Consider the following 14,475-nt stretch of genomic DNA (forward strand, 5'->3'; position numbering starts at 1 on the left):
AGCTCGCAATGGAGCCGGGCAACGTGGATCGGCCGCCCGGCGGAACCGGGACGGCGAGCGCTCGCGCTGTGTCTCTCAGCAGGAAAAGGCGCCGCCGTCAGCGGACGACGCGCACCTTCTGCGACCAGATACCTCTTGCCATGGGGCCATCGTAACAAGGGGGCGTGTCAGGCGTTCGGATTTTCGGGACGAGTGGGGCGGCGGGGAGGGGTTTTCGGGGCGAGCGGGACCGTCAGTCCAGCCACTGCTTCCACCGGGTGCGAGGCGGGTCGCACTGGCCTGTTTCGAGGGCCCGGCGGTAGGCGCGGTCGATCAGCTCCTGGTCCGACAAGCCCCTGCCGTTCGCGTCCGGAAGTCTCGCGCCATCACGACCGGTGACCTGGGAGTAGGCGACGAGACAGTCGGTACTCACGGTCTGCGCCCCGTACCAGCCCAAGGCCCCGACCAGCACGGCGAACGCGCAGACGCCGAGCAGCAACAGCCGTGCTCGCCCGGCCCATGGAGAGGTCATCGGCACAGCCTACGGAGCGCTGTCCGCCGCCGCGTCTCTCGTGCAGGCGGGCCCCGCCTCCACTGAGCGATCCGGGCTCGCGCCCCGTAAGCCGTCGCCGGGCCTGCCCCCGCCCCACACCCCCCTGACCTGCGGCAACAAAAGTCCGCCGCATAGAATCATGGTCGAGTACGCGGAATCCCGACCCTGGACCGCCGGTGACGTGGCCCCCTGCCCACAGCACGGGAAGGCCGGGCCGACTCCCTGCCCTTCTTCTCGTCAGCCGGCCGGGTCCCCGTCGGCTCTGTCCCGGAAAACCACCGCTGCCTTGTCCATCGACTCCATCAACCGCATCGGCTCCATCGATTCCGTGGACGCCGACTCCCTTGAGGCCATCGAGCCCCTTGACGTCATCGGGACCGCCGACAGGCTTGACGCCGTCGGCACCCTCGACGCCACCGACACCCTTGACTTCATCGACACCGTTGACGTCATCGACGACCCCGGCCACGTCCTGGACGCCGTCGACGCCGGCGACGACACCCCAGGGCCAGCCCTCCCGTCGGCCTCGCCGGCGGCCCCGCCCCGCGTCCGCACCCGCCTCGCCGGTCGTGCGCCCGCTCCGCCGTCGCGTCGTGCCGCCGTGCACAGCGTCGGCGCCGTCACCGCCGTGCTGCTGGCGCTCGTCGCCATCGGGTCAGTCATTCACGAGCCGGTGCTCATACCCCCGCTCGCCGCTTCCGCCGCGATCATCCACGGCGCCCCCCGGCTGCCGCTCGCGCAGCCGCGCAGTGTGATCCTCGGCCATCTGATGTGCGTCGTCATCGGTTACGCCGTGGTCGCCGTCGCGGGCAGCTCGCCCTGGGGAGCCGCCGTGGCGGCCGGTGTCAGCCTCGCGGCGATGACGCTGACACGGTGCCCCCACTCGCCCGCGTGCGCCACAGCCGTAGTCATCGTCCTGAACACCCCGGCGCCCGCCACCTTCGTACCGCTGCTCATGGGCTCCACCGCGCTGCTCGTCCTGGCGGGCTGGGCCCTGTCGCGGTCCCGCCCCAGCAGCACGCGGTATCCCGCCTATTGGTGGTAGGTCACCCTTTCGGCTCGCCGCCCCCTCGCTCCGGACCCCGCCGCCCCAGGCCTTCGTCAGTTTCTTCAACGCGGCGCGTTACTCATTGACGCGGACCGTTCATCTCTTTATGGTCGCCTGACCTTCCCGCCGCGTTCGCGTAACGGAGCACCATGAGGTCTCTCTCCCGCAAGGCCCGGTTCATCGCACCCGTCCTGGTCGGCGCGCTCGCGGCAGCGGTGCCGCCGACAGCGACGGCCGCCACCACAGCGACCGAGGGTTCCGCCTCCTCGGACGGCGGCGGCTGGACGCTGACCTCACGCCGTATCGACCCGAAGGACAGCCACCACGCCTTTGTCGGCAATGGATACCTCGGCCAGCGCGTCGCCCCCAACGGGACGGGCTACACCAGTTCCGACGCCAAGACCGGATGGCCGCTCTTCACCCCGCGCTACGACGGGTCCTTCGTGTCCGGGCTCTATGCGCACAACCGGTCCACCACCGAGAACCGGCAGGTCGCCGCGGCCATCCCCACCTGGACGCCGCTGACGGTGTCCACCGGCGGAGCAGGGTCGCAGACCTTCACCTCCGCGACCCCGGCGTCCCGCGTCTCGCACTACTCACAGACCCTGGACATGCGCCGAGGCCTGGTGCGCACCAAGCTCAGGTGGACGGCCGCCGACGGGCGGGCCACCGACCTGGAGTACGACGTGCTCGCGGACCGTGCCGATCCGCATGTGGGCGCCGTCCGCCTGCGGATGACGCCCCACTGGAACGGGACCGCACGCGTCACCGACCGCATCGACGGCCGCGGCGCCCGCCGCGTGACACCGACCGGCGCCGGCGCACGGCCGGGTGGGCGCACGATGGCCGTGGGATTCCGGACCCAGGGGACGAAGACCGCAGGAACCATCGCCTCAACCCTCCGCCCCGCACAGGGGTTGCGTGCAAGAAGTGAAGAAAAGGCTGCGCCCGCCCGGGACTTGAGCGCCCAGCAGTCCGTCTCCGTCGGCGTCCGCGCGGGACGTGCCTACGAGATCGCCAAGTACATCGGCGTCGACACCGCCCTCACCTCCCGCTCTCCCGGACGTGACGCCGTGGCCGCCTCGCGGCGAGCCGCGGACAAGGGCTGGGAGGTGCTGTTCGACGACCACGCCGCCGCCTGGCGCAAGCTGTGGCGCAGCGACATCGAGGCGCCGGGACAGGACCGGATGCAGGCATGGCTGCGCTCGGCCCAGTACGGGCTGCTCTCCAGCAGCCGCGCGGGCTCGGCCAACAGCATCTCGCCGACCGGCCTGAGCAGCGACAACTACGCCGGCCTGGTGTTCTGGGACGCCGAGACGTGGATGTACCCGGCCCTGCTCGCCGCCCACCCCGGCCTCGCGAAGTCGGTCGTGGAGTACCGCTACCGCACGCGGGCCGCTGCCCGCGCCAACGCCGCGAAGCTCGGACACCGCGGCCTGTTCTACCCCTGGACCAGCGCGAGCAAGGGCGACCTCGCCTCCGAGTGCCACAGCGTGGACCCGCCCCACTGCCGCACCCAGAACCACCTGCAGAGCGACATCGCCCTGGCCGCCTGGCAGTACTACCTCGCCACCAAGGACACCCACTGGCTGCGCACCCGCGGCTGGCCGGTGATCCGGGGCATCGCGGAGTTCTGGGCCCACCGCGCCACGGAGAACGCCGACGGCAGCTACTCCATCAAGAACGTCGCGGGTCCCGACGAGTACAGCAACGGCGTCGACGACGGCGTCTTCACCAACGCGGGCGCCGCCACCACCCTGCGCACCGCCACCCGCGTCGCCCGCCTCCTGGGCGAGAAGCCGCCCGCCGGCTGGAACACCGTCGCCGACAAGCTGCGCATCCCCTACGACGAGGAAAAACAGGTCTTCCAGCAGTACGACGGCTACCAGGGCTCCGTCATCAAACAGGCGGACACCGTGCTCCTGATGTACCCGCTGGAGTGGCCGATGTCGAAGCAGGCCGCCACCAACACCCTCGACTACTACGCCGAGCGCACCGACCCCGACGGACCCGCCATGACCGACTCGGTGCACGCCATCGACGCCGCGGCCAACGGCGAGGCCGGCTGCTCCACGTACACCTACCTGACGCGGTCCATCCGCCCCTTCGCCCGTGGCCCGTTCGAGCTGTTCTCCGAGGCGCGCGGCGACAAGGCCGGTGCCTCCGACCCCCTGTCGGGTTCGCCCGCCCAGAACTTCACGACCGGCCAGGGGGGCTTCCTCCAGGTGTTCACCCACGGACTGACCGGGCAGCGGCTGCGGGAGGACCACCTGCGGCTCGACCCGATGCTGCCGCCCCAGCTCTCCCGCGGCGTGAAGCTCACGGGGCTGCGCTGGCAGGGGCGTACGTACGACATCACCGTCGGCGCCCACGACACGAGCGTGCGGCTCACCCGGGGTGAGCCGTTCGCGATCGAGTCGCCGCAGGGCCGGCAGATCGTCGGCCGGGGCGCGCCCGCGCACCTCAAGACCCGCCGCCCGGACCTGGAGCCCACCGACAACCTCGCCAGGTGCCGCACGGCGACGGCGACGTCGGAGCAGCCGGGGCAGTACGCGGACGCCGCCCTCGACGGCAGCGCCGCCACCGCCTGGGTGCCCGGCACCCGGCGCGCGGACCTGACGGCGGACCTCGGCAGTCCCGCGCGGATCTCCGGGATCACCCCGCGCTGGACCGACGTGCGGCCGGCCTCGTACGACGTGCGGACGTCCCTGGACGGCCGGCACTGGCGGAGCGCCCGCGAGGGCGGGGGAGTGGCCCGCTACGTCCGTGTGACGGTCCGCTCCGCCGACGCCGAGAAGCCGGCGGGCGTCAGGGAGCTGACCGTCACACGGTAGACGCTCACCCTCGTCAGGGAGCCATCTCGTAGGAGCCCGCGAGCGACTCCACGGTCTCCCAGACCCGCGCGGTGCGGGCCTCGTCGACGACGGGGCGCCGCACCGCGCCCAGCGCCCAGCTCTGCTGCGTCGCCGTCGCGGAGCCCTTGCCGTGCAGCTCGACGGCGTGCGCGGAGAAGTCGCGTACGAGGACGGCGAAGAGCTCGTCGAGCACGTCCTGGTCGAGGCCGGTCAGGCGCGCCTGCTCCAAAATGAGTTGCCCGTGCACGACCAGCGCGAAGAGCTGGCCGACGGAGAGGAGGAGGTCGAGGTCACGGCTCTGCTCCTCGTCGGGCGCGGCGGTGGTGACGAACTCGCAGAGCGCGTCGGCCTGTTCGCGGAAGCGGGCGACGTTGGGGACGTCGGCGTACGCGTCGAAGGCGGGACGCCAGTCGTGGAAGCGCACCGAGCCGAGACCGCGGGCGGGGCCCTGTGCGAAGAGGAAGGCGTCGTCACCGGCCTCGGCGCGGGTGGGCACGGGCGCGTACTCGGCCGGGTCGAGCAGGTGGTTGCGCATGAACTTCAGGATGAGGGCGAGGTTGACGTGGACGGTGCCCTCCAGCTTCGGCAGTGAGCGGATCTCCACGGCGGCCTGGGCGAAGTAGTTGTCCTTCTCGAAGCCCTTGGCTGCGATGACGTCCCACATCAGGTCGATGACCTTCTCGCCCTCGGTGGTCACCTTCATCTTCGTCATGGGGTTGAAGAGGAGGTAACGGCGGTCGTCGGGACCGGCGGAGCGGAAGTAGTCCACGGCGCGGTCGCTGAAGAGCTTCATGCCGACGAGGCGCACCTAGGCGTCGGTCAGCTCCCGGCGCACGTGCGGGAAGGCGGTGACCGGGCGGCCGTAGAGGATGCGCTGGTGGGCGTGGGTGACGGCCTCGTACATCGCGTGCTCGCAGATGCCGATGGAGGCGGTGCAGAGGTTGAACTTGCCCACGTTCACCGTGTTGAGCGCGGCGTCGAAGGCGGCGCGGCCGGTGTGCAGCACGTCGTCGGCGGCGACGGGGTAGGCGTCGAGGCGGAACTCGCTGACGTACTTGGACGAGTCGACGACGTTCTTCACCAGGTGGTACGCCGGGTGGCGCGAGTCGGCGGCGAAGAAGACGTACCCCTCGGGACCCTCGACGTCGGTGCGGCGGCCGAAGACGGAGACCAGTCCGGCGGCGTTGCCGTTGCCGATGTAGTACTTTGAGCCGCTGGCCAGGAAGCCGCCGTCGGGGGCGGGTTCGAGCAGCATGTCGGTGGAGTAGATGTCGGCGCCGTGCGCCTTCTCCGACAGGCCGAAGGCGAACACCTCGCCCTGCGACAGCAGTTCCGCGGCACGCTCGCGGGCCGCGGCGTTCTCGCTCTGCCAGACCGGGCCGAGGCCGAGGATGGTGACCTGCCAGGCGTACCAGTAGTCGAGCCCGTAGAAGCCGAAGATCTCGTTCAGGGCCGCGATCCGCGCGGTGTCCCAGCGCTTGTCCGGCTGCCCCTCCGCCGCGGCGGCCGGGGTCAGGAAGATGGCGAAAAGCCCCTCCTTGCCCGCGAACTCCAGGAAGTCGGCGAGCCAGGCACGCTCGCGGTAGTCCTGGATCAGTCGGCGCTTGCCGCGGCTCTCGAACCAGTCCACGGTCGCGCGCAGCAGCCTGCGGGTCTCGGGGTCGAAGTGGGTCGGGTCGTAGGTGTGCGGGTGGAACAGCAGCGCGTCGGCCATGGGGGTTCGGTTCGCCTTTCCGGGCAGGGGGGGTGAGGGTCGGGTGCGGGTGCTGGGACCGCGGGGGTGAGGCGCTCAGGCTCGCGAGGCCAGCCGGTGCAGGGTCGCGAGCACGTCGTCGAGCCAGGCGAGCGTCATCCGCTCGTACGCGATGCCGCCGCGCAGCACGACGTGCTGCAACTCCCGCCCGGCGTCCGGCGCCCCGGCCGTCTCGACCGGGGGGAAGTCGCGCCGCTCGCCCGCGAGATAGCGGGTGAGGCGTTCGGTGTGCGCCTCGCGGTACCGCTCGACCTCGCGGATCAGCGCGGCCGGATCACCGAAGGCCGCGCCGCGGATCTTCACGGCCAGCTCGTGGCGGACGCTCTCGGGCTCGATGGGCTCGTCCAGCCACCGCGAGAGGGCGTCGCGCCCCGCGGCGGCCACCGAGTACTCCTTCTTGTCCGGCCGTGCCTGCTGCGCCACGGCGCGCGCGTCGATCCAGCCGTCGCTCTCCATGCGTTTGAGCACGCGGTAGATCTGCTGGTGGGTGGCGGCCCAGAAGTAGCCGATGGACCGCTCGAACCGCCGGGCCAGCTCGTAGCCGGACCCGGGCTGTTCGAGCAGTGAGACGAGGATCGCGTGCTCTAGCGCCATAGCGCGATCCTGCTATGCAACGAGTTGCATGGACAAGTGGCACGGACCGGGTGAGACACGGCTCACCCGGCCGTACGGGTGTTCGCCCGGTACGGGAATCGCGTTGGTCAAGGAACTTCAAAGAGCCGGAGGGCGTTGGCAGGAGGACGCGCGGTTACGCGCGGACAGGTAAACGGGTAGCCGAGGGGCACGCATGGCGATGTGGGACCGGATCAAGGACCAGGCCAAGGGTCTGCAGCAGCAATCACAGGGCGGACGGAGCTCCGGCGGCCATGGGCGTCCGGGGCCGGGGTCCGGTTCCGGGAGCGGCGGAGGATCGAAGGCGCAGCTCGTGGGCGTGCTCAAGACCCAGCTCGCCTCCCTCAAGACGGAGCTGAAGAGCGGCGCCTACCGCGACGCCAGCATGGCCATGTGCGCCCTGGTCGCGGCCGCGGACGGCTCGGTCGACCCGGCCGAGCGCCAGCACGTGGAGTCCCTGATCCTGCAGAACGACGTCCTGCAGAACTTCCCGCCCGAGCAGCTCCGGCAGCGGTTCAACAAGCACGTCGACCAGCTGTCGTTCAACTTCCAGCAGGGCAAGACCGAGGTCATGCAGGAGATCGCCAAGGCGGCGAAGAAGCCGATGGAGGCGAAGGCGGTCGTCCAGACCGGCTTCGTCGTCGCCGGCGCGGACGGTTACATCGCCCCGGCCGAGGAGCAGGTCCTGCGGGAGGCGTGCATGGCGCTCAACGTCTCGCCGCAGGAGTTCGGCCTCTAGACGTCATCGGCCGGGGCCGCCGGACGGGGCGGCCCCGGCGATGCCGGAGGCCGGGGCGAACCGGCGTCGCGTGAGGCGGGCCGGTTCGCGGGTCGGGCTCAGTCGTTGGTGGTCACCCGGACGTAGTCCACGACGAGCTGGTTCGGGAAGGGAGTGCTGCCGTCGGGGTCGCCGGGCCAGTAGCCGCCGACCGCGAGGTTGAGGATCAGAAAGAAGGGCTTGTCGAAGACCCACCGGTTGCCGTTGAGGTCGGCGGGGGTGCGGGTCTGGTAGACGTTGCCGTCCACCGACCAGGTGACCTTGTTCGGCGACCAGTCCACCGCGAACGTGTGGAACTTGTCGGCGAACGCCTCGCCGCCGGGCAGCGTGTAGCCCGCGCCGATGCCGCCTGAGCCGGAGTATCCGGGACCGTGCAGCGTGCCGTGGACGGTGCCTGGTTCGAAGCCGACGTTCTCCATCACGTCGATCTCGCCGCTGTTCGGCCAGCCCACGCTGCCGATGTCGGCGCCGAGCATCCAGAACGCGGGCCACATGCCCTGCCCGCGCGGCACCTTCATACGGGCCTCGACATGCCCGTACGCCTGCGTGAACGTGCCGGAAGTGTTGAGCCGGGCCGACGTGTACGCACAACGCCCGTACCAGCACTGGTAGTTCTCGGGGTTCTCCTTGCGGGCGGTGATGACCAGGTTGCCCTGGCCGTCCAGGGCGGCGTTCTTGTTGCCCGACGTGTAGTACTGCCGCTCGTGGTTGTTGACGTTGTCGCCCGTCTCGATCTGCCACTTGCCGCCATCGACCGCGGACCCGGCGGGCCCGTTGAAATCGTCGGAGAAGGTGGTGACCGCGGCGGAGGCGGCGGGGGAGAGGGGAGCCGCCTGGGCCCCGGCGGGGAGCCCGGCCAGGGCCGAGGCGCAGCAGGCCAGGGCGACCGTGGTGAGCGCCGCACGGCGGCGCCAAGAGGTGTGCACTGTCATCACATCGCTTCACGTGGGGGGCGAGAAGGTGGGGGTGCCGTACCTGTCGAGCCATGCGCATGACAAACCGATGTTGAAAACTGAACGCGGCGGGCGATCAACTCCGGCTGTTCGTTCAGTACTTGATTTAAGGGAGCATCACCTGCCACGTCAAGGACTTGGTGCGGACCAAGATGGCCAGGATGGGCACGGCTCCTGCTGCGATCATCGGGTCATGATCGCGAACGCAGTGCAGATGGTCGCCGTACCGGCAGGGCGGGTCACTCTGTCGGACCGACGGACCGAGCGCAGGTGGACCGTGGGGCTGGCGCCCTACCGGCTCGCGGCCTTCCCGGTCACCCAGGCGCTGTACGCCCAGGTCACGGGCGTGCGCCCGAGCGCGGCCCAGGGCGACGCGCTACCGGTCGAGAGCGTCTCGTGGTGGGACGCGGTCCGCTTCTGCAACGCGCTGTCCGCGCGTGACGGGTACGCGCCCGCGTATCACCTCCTCCCCGGCGAGGAAGGCGTCGAGCGCGTCGAGTGGGACGCGGCCGCCGACGGCTACCGGCTGCCGACCGAGGCCGAGTGGGAGCACGCCTGCCGCGCGGGCACCGGTGGACCGCACTACGGGCCACTCGACGAGATCGCCTGGTACCGGGGCAACTCCGGGGAGCGGATGCGCGACGTGGGCGGCAAGCGGCCCAACCCGTGGGGTCTGTACGACATGCTCGGCAACACCTGGGACTGGTGCTGGGACATCTACGACGCCGAGGTCTACGGCGCGTACCGGGTGCTCCGCGGCGGAGGCTGGTTCGACGAGCACTGGAGCTGCCGGGCGTCGGCGCGACGCCGCAGCCACCCGACGTTCCGGGTCGATGACGTGGGCTTCCGTGTCGCGCGTACACCGGCCGGCTGACCCGGCGTGTCGGTCGGCTCGCCCGCTCGTGCCTCGGCCGGCTGACCCGGCTCGTACGCCGGGCGGCTCCTCCGCTTGATAGGCAAGCGTACACTTGCCTATGCTGAGGGTGTGGCCGATGACCTCTTTAAAGCCTTGGCCGACTCCACCCGCCGCACGATCCTCGACGAGCTGGCCGAGCGATCCGGACAGACACTGTTCGAGATCTGCTCGCGGCTGAGCATGAAGCACCAGCTCGGCATGTCGCGCCAGGCGGTCTCCCAGCACCTGGCCGTGCTGGAGGCCGCCGGGCTCGTCGAGACGAGACGGGAGGGCCGCTACAAGTTCCACGACCTGAACACGGCCCCGCTGCGGCTGATAACCGAGCGCTGGCCCCCGCCCGACCCGTCAGGACCCCAGGAGAGCACCTCATGAAAATCCATCTGACCAGCGTCTTCGTCGACGACCAGGCCAGGGCCGAGCGCTTCTACACCGACGTACTCGGCTTCGTGAAGAAGCACGACGTGCCGGTGGGCGGGCAGGACCGGTGGCTGACCGTCGTATCGCCGGACGAGCCCGAAGGCACCGAACTCCTCCTTGAGCCCGCCGCCCATCCGGCCGCCGTCACCTACCGGGACGCCCTCGTCGCGGACGGCATCCCGCTCGCCCAGTTCGCCGTCGACGACGTCCACGCGGAGTACGAGCGCCTGCGCGGCCTCGGCGTCGGCTTCACCCAGGAGCCCACGGAGATGGGCCCCGTCACCACCGCCGTCTTCGACGACACCTGCGGCAACCTCATTCAGATCGCGACCGAGCCGCAGTAGCCGACGGCGCGGGCGCAGCGGGGCGGCTGCCGTCAGGGGCGCCGACGAGGGTCCGGCGGACGGCGCCCCGCAGCCAGTGATGGCCGCCGTCGGCCGCGTGGCGCGGATGGAAGGCCATGCCGATGACCACGGGCGGCAGCGGCAGGGGAATGCCGAGGAGCCGCAGCCCGAGGTCGGTGGCGGCGTCGGTGAGCGGGGGCGACGCGGCGCCGTCGGGCGTGGCGGGCACCAGGCACACGGCGTCGCTGCGGGCGGCGAGCGCCATCGCGGCGAGGTGGCTCGGCAGGACGACGGTGACGTGCCGGCGGAGGCCGCGCTCGGCGAGAGCGGTGTCCAGCGGCCCGGTGAACCGGCCCCGGCGGCTGACCGCCACGTGTTCGGCTGCGGCGAGCCGCTCCGGGGTCACGGCGCCTTCGGTGAGGGGGTGACCGGGCCGCACGGCCGCCGCCATCCGCAGGGTGAGCAACTCCTCGACCAGGGTCTCGGGGTCGACGTGGTCGATGGCCCCGACCTCCAGATCGATCCGCCCGTCCCGCAGCCCGGGACCGGCCTCCAACTCCTCGGCCCTGAAGCGCAGTGAGACCCCCGGCGCCTCCTGCCGGGCCAGCCGCAGCAGCCCGGGCGCCAGCGCCGCGCCGACCAGGTCCGCCGTCTGGAGGGTGAAGGTGCTCCGCAGGGTCGCGGGATCGACCCGCGAACCAGGGCTCAGCAGGGCCCCCAGACGCTGCACGACCGCGGCGGCCTCCTCGCGCAGGGCCTGGGCGCGGGGGGTGGGGACCATGGCCTGTCCTGCCCGGACCAGGAGCGGGTCCTGGAGGGTTCGGCGCAGCCGGGCGAGCGTGCGGCTCATGGCGGCGGGCGAGGTGTGCAACCGGGCGGCGGCGCGGGAGACGCTCTGCTCGGTCAGCAGGGCGTCCAGAGCCACCGCGAGTTGGGCGTCGATGACGGGATCTTCGCTGCTCATCGGCATCATTCCACTTCAGGCAATCATTGCGTGCTGAAGTTCCCATTGTGGCAATGGCGTGCCTCTCCGCAGGATGAGTGACGTACCGATTCCGGCACGAACCCATGACGCACGAGGACACGAGCCGCACGACGCGGCCCGTGCGGTTCGGCGCCGAACCCACTCACACCCACGTTCTGGAGACGCCACCATGCCCGCTGAGCAGACCACCCCGCCCGTCACCGCGTTCATGCTCATCAAGACCACACCGGAATGGCTCGCGATGACGCCCGAGGAGAGGGTGGACGCCTTCGCCACCCAGGTCATCCCCGCAGTCAAGGCCGGGACCACCGGTGTGCGGTCGCGCTTCTACGACACGGAGTTCTACTCCACCCGCGTCACCGACGTCTGGGTCTGGGAGGCGGACGACCACGCCGCCTACCAGCTCCTCGTCGACGTGCTGCGCGAAACGCCCTTCTGGGACCGCTACTTCGAGGTCGTGGACCTCCTCGTGGGCACCGAGAACGGCTACGCCCGCACCTACGGCCTCGACGCCGTCACCACCATCAGCACCTGACACCGGCGACACCGAGGGGCGCGCCGCCGCCCCTCGGTCACCCGGGGACCGAGGCCCCGACCGCGTCCCGCAGCGCGGCCCGGCGCCGGACCGGCATGCCGAAGGTCGGGTTGGCCACGCTCCAGGCCGCGGCCCTGCAGATCATCTCCTTGTACAGGGCGGCGAACCGGCCCGTCAGGGCGGCGCGGCGGGCGCGGTCGTCGGCGGTGACGTACTGGATGACACCGTCCCCGCGGCCCAGCGACACGCACTGGTTGAAGTAGCGCAGCGGGACGTTCGGGAGCTTTCCGCCGGTCAGGCGTGCCGCGAGGGAGTCGGCCGCCTGCCAGGCGGTGGGGGTGCCCGAGGCGCACGACATCCGGAGCGGTGTGCCGCCGGGGCCCCTCACCATGGCCGCGTCACCGACGGCGTACACGTCCGGGTGCGAGACGGAGCGCATGGTGCCGTCGACCACGATCTGACCCGTGCCGGTGACGTCCAGGGCGGTGGCCCCGGCGAGGGGGTGGACCGCGAATCCGGCCGTCCACACGGTGACCGCCGCCGGGATGGCGTCGCCCTCGGCCGTGGTGACCCGGTCGGCCGCCACGGCGGTCACCGTCCTGTGCTCGTGCACCGTGATGCCGAGCCTGCCGCAGACCTTCCGCAGATGGCGGCGGCCCGCGGGCGACAGCCAGTCGCCGAGCCCGCCGCGCGCGACGAGGGCGACATCGAGGTCGGGGCGGGCCTCGGCGAACTCGGTCGCCGCCTCGATCCCCGTGAGCCCACCGCCCACGACGACCACGGGCCGCCCGGAGTCGAGCGCGGCGAGGCGTTCGCGCAGCCGCAGCGCCCCCGGGCGGCCGGCGATGTCGTGGGCGTGCTCGGCGGCGCCGGGGACGCCCCGGGTGTTCCAGCCGCTGCCGAGGGCGTACACGAGGCTGTCGTACGCCAGCTCCTCGGCGCCGTCCGCGCCGAGCACGGAGACGGTCCTGCCGTCGACGTCGATGCCGGTGACCTTCGCGACCTTCAGGACGACGCCCGTGCCCGCGAACATCTCGCTGTAGGGCCGGGGCCTGAGATCCTGGCCGACCGCCAGCTGGTGCATCCGTACGCGCTCGACGAAGTCGGGCTCGGCGTCGACGAGGGTGAGGGTGACGTCCTCGCGGCGCAGCCGCCTGGCGAGGCGTCCGGCGACGAACGCTCCGGTGTAGCCGGCTCCGAGGACGATGATGCGGTGCTGCATTTCCTGGCTCCTGTCTCACGCGGGTTCGCCACCTGAACCGGACAGCCCGCGATTTCCTGACAGGAAGCCGGTGTGACTCGGCTCACACCGGGCCCGGGCGTGTCAGAAGGTGAGCACCAGGGGTGTCCCGTGGTCATGGCCGGTGGTGGCCCACTGCCGGGTCGCGCGGTCGAGCTTGTCGGGGTTGAGCTGGCTGCGGAAGGCGCAGATGCCCGCGTCGGTGATCTCCGGGCACATGACGGCGATGACCCGGCCGTCGACGACCGCCACCAGGGCCGGGGCGCCGTTGGCGACCGTGGTGTACACCTCGGGCGAGCCGCCTGCGAGGTCCCGCTTGGCCTTGCCGGGCAGGAACAGGCCCCGCATGAACCGGGCGACCGCGACGGCGCCCTCGAACGCCTTGGCGCGGGCGGGAACCTTGCCGCCGCCGTCGCCGACCGCGATGGCGTCCTCGGTGAGCAGCCGCACCAGCGGCTCGGTCCTGCCGCTGGAGGCGGCGGCGAGGAACTCCTCGATCACCCGCCGGGCGGCGGCCTCGTCGACCTCGGCGCGCGCCCGGCCCGCCTGGATGTGCTTCCTGGCGCGGTGCGCGATCTGCTGGCTGGCGGCCTCGGTGATGTCGAGGATCTCCGCGATCTCGCGGTGGGTGTGACCGAAGGCCTCACGCAGCACGTACACGGCCCGCTCGGCGGGGGAGAGGCGCTCCATGAGCGTGAGCACGGCGTACGAGACCGACTCGCGCTGCTCCGCGGTGTCGGCGGGGCCGAGCATCGGGTCCCCGGCGAGCAGCGGCTCGGGCAGCCACTGGCCCACGTAGGTCTCGCGCCGGGCGCGGGCGGAGGCGAGCTGGTTGAGGCAGAGGTTGGTGAGGACCTTGGTCAGCCAGGCCTCGGGCACTTCGACGCGGTCGGCGTCGGCCGCCTGCCAGCGCAGGAATGTGTCCTGCACGGCGTCCTCGGCGTCGCAGGCGGACCCGAGGAGGCGGTAGGCGATGGCCTGCAGACGCGGCCTCGCGGCCTCGAAGCGGTCGATGTCACGCAGGGTCGCAGCCATGCCCGGGATCCTAACTCGCCCAAGGAACCCGCCCAGGGAAAAGGGGTGGGCCCGGCCGTCCCGGGCCGGGCCCACCCCTTCGGCGCGCACCCTACGAGAAGTCGGGGTGCTGCCGCGCTTCGTGCCGTGTTCAGCTCACGGCGCGACTCACCACCGGTACCAGCGGCCCTTGCGGCCACCGCTCGCGGCGGGCCGGATGATGAAGCCGAGCAGCCACACCACCAGCACGATGACGGCGATCCACCACAGCGCCTTCAGCGCGAAACCCGCGCCGAAGAGGATCAGGGCCAGCAGAAGAACCAGAAGCAGGGGAACCATGTGTATCAACCTCCTGGCCAACGTTTGCTCTTAACTCCACTTTACAAACACACAAAAGTCGCGTTTCTTTCATGCGTCGCAGGGAACGTGACCGCACTGTGGTGTGCCCGCATCGGCGCAGGTCATGCGGGGGGTGATGAATTCCCGGGCGTCA

General features: G+C 71.3%; 14 protein-coding genes and 1 pseudogene. 7 read left to right on the plus strand and 8 right to left on the minus strand.

Going from position 1 to position 14,475, the window contains the following annotated elements:
* Positions 1 to 232: 232 nt before the first annotated feature.
* Positions 233 to 511, minus strand: coding sequence for a hypothetical protein (locus DCW30_RS17110; protein ID WP_123985636.1), 279 nt, complete (start codon positions 509 to 511; stop codon positions 233 to 235).
* A gap of 307 nt (positions 512 to 818) precedes the next feature.
* On the opposite strand from DCW30_RS17110, the gene DCW30_RS37055 reads away from it, so the two are divergent.
* Both DCW30_RS37055 and DCW30_RS17120 read left to right on the plus strand, forming a co-directional pair.
* Positions 819 to 1,577, plus strand: a complete 759-nt coding sequence (locus DCW30_RS37055; RefSeq protein WP_237283473.1) for an HPP family protein — start codon at positions 819 to 821, stop codon at positions 1,575 to 1,577.
* 152 nt (positions 1,578 to 1,729) lie between these two features.
* On the plus strand, positions 1,730 to 4,414 hold the full coding sequence (locus tag DCW30_RS17120) for a discoidin domain-containing protein (RefSeq protein WP_076687662.1): 2,685 nt from the start codon (positions 1,730 to 1,732) through the stop codon (positions 4,412 to 4,414).
* 13 nt (positions 4,415 to 4,427) lie between these two features.
* Here the strand turns inward: DCW30_RS17120 and DCW30_RS17125 are convergent.
* Together DCW30_RS17125 and DCW30_RS17130 are read right to left on the minus strand one after the other, a co-directional pair.
* A pseudogene (locus tag DCW30_RS17125) lies at positions 4,428 to 6,149 on the minus strand (acyl-CoA dehydrogenase family protein).
* Between the two features lie 75 nt (positions 6,150 to 6,224).
* Positions 6,225 to 6,782 (minus strand): PadR family transcriptional regulator, encoded by a 558-nt coding sequence (locus tag DCW30_RS17130; RefSeq protein ID WP_062768813.1) that lies wholly within the window; start codon positions 6,780 to 6,782, stop codon positions 6,225 to 6,227.
* Positions 6,783 to 6,975: 193 nt separating this feature from the next.
* On the opposite strand from DCW30_RS17130, the gene DCW30_RS17135 reads away from it, so the two are divergent.
* Positions 6,976 to 7,539: a tellurite resistance TerB family protein gene (locus tag DCW30_RS17135; RefSeq protein ID WP_076687664.1), complete on the plus strand. Its 564-nt coding sequence runs from the start codon at positions 6,976 to 6,978 to the stop codon at positions 7,537 to 7,539.
* A gap of 98 nt (positions 7,540 to 7,637) precedes the next feature.
* On the opposite strand, the gene DCW30_RS17140 is transcribed toward DCW30_RS17135, so the two are convergent.
* Positions 7,638 to 8,510 (minus strand): glycoside hydrolase family 16 protein, encoded by an 873-nt coding sequence (locus DCW30_RS17140; protein WP_076687665.1) that lies wholly within the window; start codon positions 8,508 to 8,510, stop codon positions 7,638 to 7,640.
* 214 nt (positions 8,511 to 8,724) lie between these two features.
* Here DCW30_RS17140 and DCW30_RS17145 point away from each other — a divergent pair, with 214 nt between their 5' ends.
* From DCW30_RS17145 to DCW30_RS17155, 3 genes are all read left to right on the plus strand, one after another.
* Positions 8,725 to 9,405 (plus strand): formylglycine-generating enzyme family protein, encoded by a 681-nt coding sequence (locus DCW30_RS17145; RefSeq protein WP_237283474.1) that lies wholly within the window; start codon positions 8,725 to 8,727, stop codon positions 9,403 to 9,405.
* 111 nt (positions 9,406 to 9,516) lie between these two features.
* Entirely contained in the window at positions 9,517 to 9,819 is a 303-nt protein-coding gene (locus tag DCW30_RS17150; protein WP_076687666.1) for an ArsR/SmtB family transcription factor, read from the plus strand.
* Positions 9,816 to 10,208 (plus strand): VOC family protein, encoded by a 393-nt coding sequence (locus DCW30_RS17155; protein WP_076687667.1) that lies wholly within the window; start codon positions 9,816 to 9,818, stop codon positions 10,206 to 10,208. The genes DCW30_RS17150 and DCW30_RS17155 overlap by 4 nt, the downstream gene beginning before the upstream one ends.
* Here the strand turns inward: DCW30_RS17155 and DCW30_RS17160 are convergent.
* Positions 10,180 to 11,172: a LysR family transcriptional regulator gene (locus DCW30_RS17160; protein WP_103557553.1), complete on the minus strand. Its 993-nt coding sequence runs from the start codon at positions 11,170 to 11,172 to the stop codon at positions 10,180 to 10,182. The two genes, DCW30_RS17155 and DCW30_RS17160, sit on opposite strands and share 29 nt — an antisense overlap.
* Before the next feature lie 190 nt (positions 11,173 to 11,362).
* Here DCW30_RS17160 and DCW30_RS17165 point away from each other — a divergent pair, with 190 nt between their 5' ends.
* The gene (locus DCW30_RS17165; protein ID WP_062768797.1) at positions 11,363 to 11,728 is read left to right on the plus strand and encodes a darcynin family protein; all 366 of its coding nucleotides are present in this window, start codon (positions 11,363 to 11,365) and stop codon (positions 11,726 to 11,728) included.
* Between the two features lie 37 nt (positions 11,729 to 11,765).
* Here DCW30_RS17165 and DCW30_RS17170 read toward each other — a convergent pair whose 3' ends face one another.
* The 3 genes from DCW30_RS17170 to DCW30_RS17180 form a co-directional block, all read right to left on the minus strand.
* A complete protein-coding gene (locus tag DCW30_RS17170; protein WP_076687669.1) occupies positions 11,766 to 12,950 on the minus strand; it encodes an NAD(P)/FAD-dependent oxidoreductase in 1,185 nt (394 codons plus the stop codon).
* 102 nt (positions 12,951 to 13,052) lie between these two features.
* On the minus strand, positions 13,053 to 14,003 hold the full coding sequence (gene sigJ / locus DCW30_RS17175) for an RNA polymerase sigma factor SigJ (protein WP_076687670.1): 951 nt from the start codon (positions 14,001 to 14,003) through the stop codon (positions 13,053 to 13,055).
* Positions 14,004 to 14,150: 147 nt separating this feature from the next.
* Positions 14,151 to 14,321 carry a hypothetical protein gene (locus DCW30_RS17180; protein ID WP_062768788.1) on the minus strand — a complete coding sequence of 57 codons (171 nt, stop codon included), beginning with the start codon at positions 14,319 to 14,321 and terminating at the stop codon, positions 14,151 to 14,153.
* Between the last annotated feature and the right edge of the window lie 154 nt (positions 14,322 to 14,475).

It is taken from the genome of Streptomyces alfalfae (assembly GCF_004127445.1).
In the GTDB taxonomy this organism is placed as follows: domain Bacteria; phylum Actinomycetota; class Actinomycetes; order Streptomycetales; family Streptomycetaceae; genus Streptomyces; species Streptomyces alfalfae.

Excerpts from the sequence above, each read along its gene's own strand:
- DCW30_RS17145 (WP_237283474.1), top strand. The coding sequence starts at position 8,725 with ATGATCGCGAACGCAGTGCAGATGGTCGCCGTACCGGCAGGGCGGGTC.
- DCW30_RS17160 (WP_103557553.1), bottom strand. The coding sequence starts at position 11,172 with ATGAGCAGCGAAGATCCCGTCATCGACGCCCAACTCGCGGTGGCTCTG.
- DCW30_RS17170 (WP_076687669.1), bottom strand. The coding sequence starts at position 12,950 with ATGCAGCACCGCATCATCGTCCTCGGAGCCGGCTACACCGGAGCGTTC.
- DCW30_RS17140 (WP_076687665.1), bottom strand. The coding sequence starts at position 8,510 with ATGACAGTGCACACCTCTTGGCGCCGCCGTGCGGCGCTCACCACGGTC.
- DCW30_RS17135 (WP_076687664.1), top strand. The coding sequence starts at position 6,976 with ATGGCGATGTGGGACCGGATCAAGGACCAGGCCAAGGGTCTGCAGCAG.
- sigJ (WP_076687670.1), bottom strand. The coding sequence starts at position 14,003 with ATGGCTGCGACCCTGCGTGACATCGACCGCTTCGAGGCCGCGAGGCCG.
- DCW30_RS17120 (WP_076687662.1), top strand. The coding sequence starts at position 1,730 with ATGAGGTCTCTCTCCCGCAAGGCCCGGTTCATCGCACCCGTCCTGGTC.
- DCW30_RS17180 (WP_062768788.1), bottom strand. The coding sequence starts at position 14,321 with ATGGTTCCCCTGCTTCTGGTTCTTCTGCTGGCCCTGATCCTCTTCGGC.
- DCW30_RS17130 (WP_062768813.1), bottom strand. The coding sequence starts at position 6,782 with ATGGCGCTAGAGCACGCGATCCTCGTCTCACTGCTCGAACAGCCCGGG.
- DCW30_RS17165 (WP_062768797.1), top strand. The coding sequence starts at position 11,363 with ATGCCCGCTGAGCAGACCACCCCGCCCGTCACCGCGTTCATGCTCATC.
- DCW30_RS17110 (WP_123985636.1), bottom strand. The coding sequence starts at position 511 with ATGACCTCTCCATGGGCCGGGCGAGCACGGCTGTTGCTGCTCGGCGTC.
- DCW30_RS17155 (WP_076687667.1), top strand. The coding sequence starts at position 9,816 with ATGAAAATCCATCTGACCAGCGTCTTCGTCGACGACCAGGCCAGGGCC.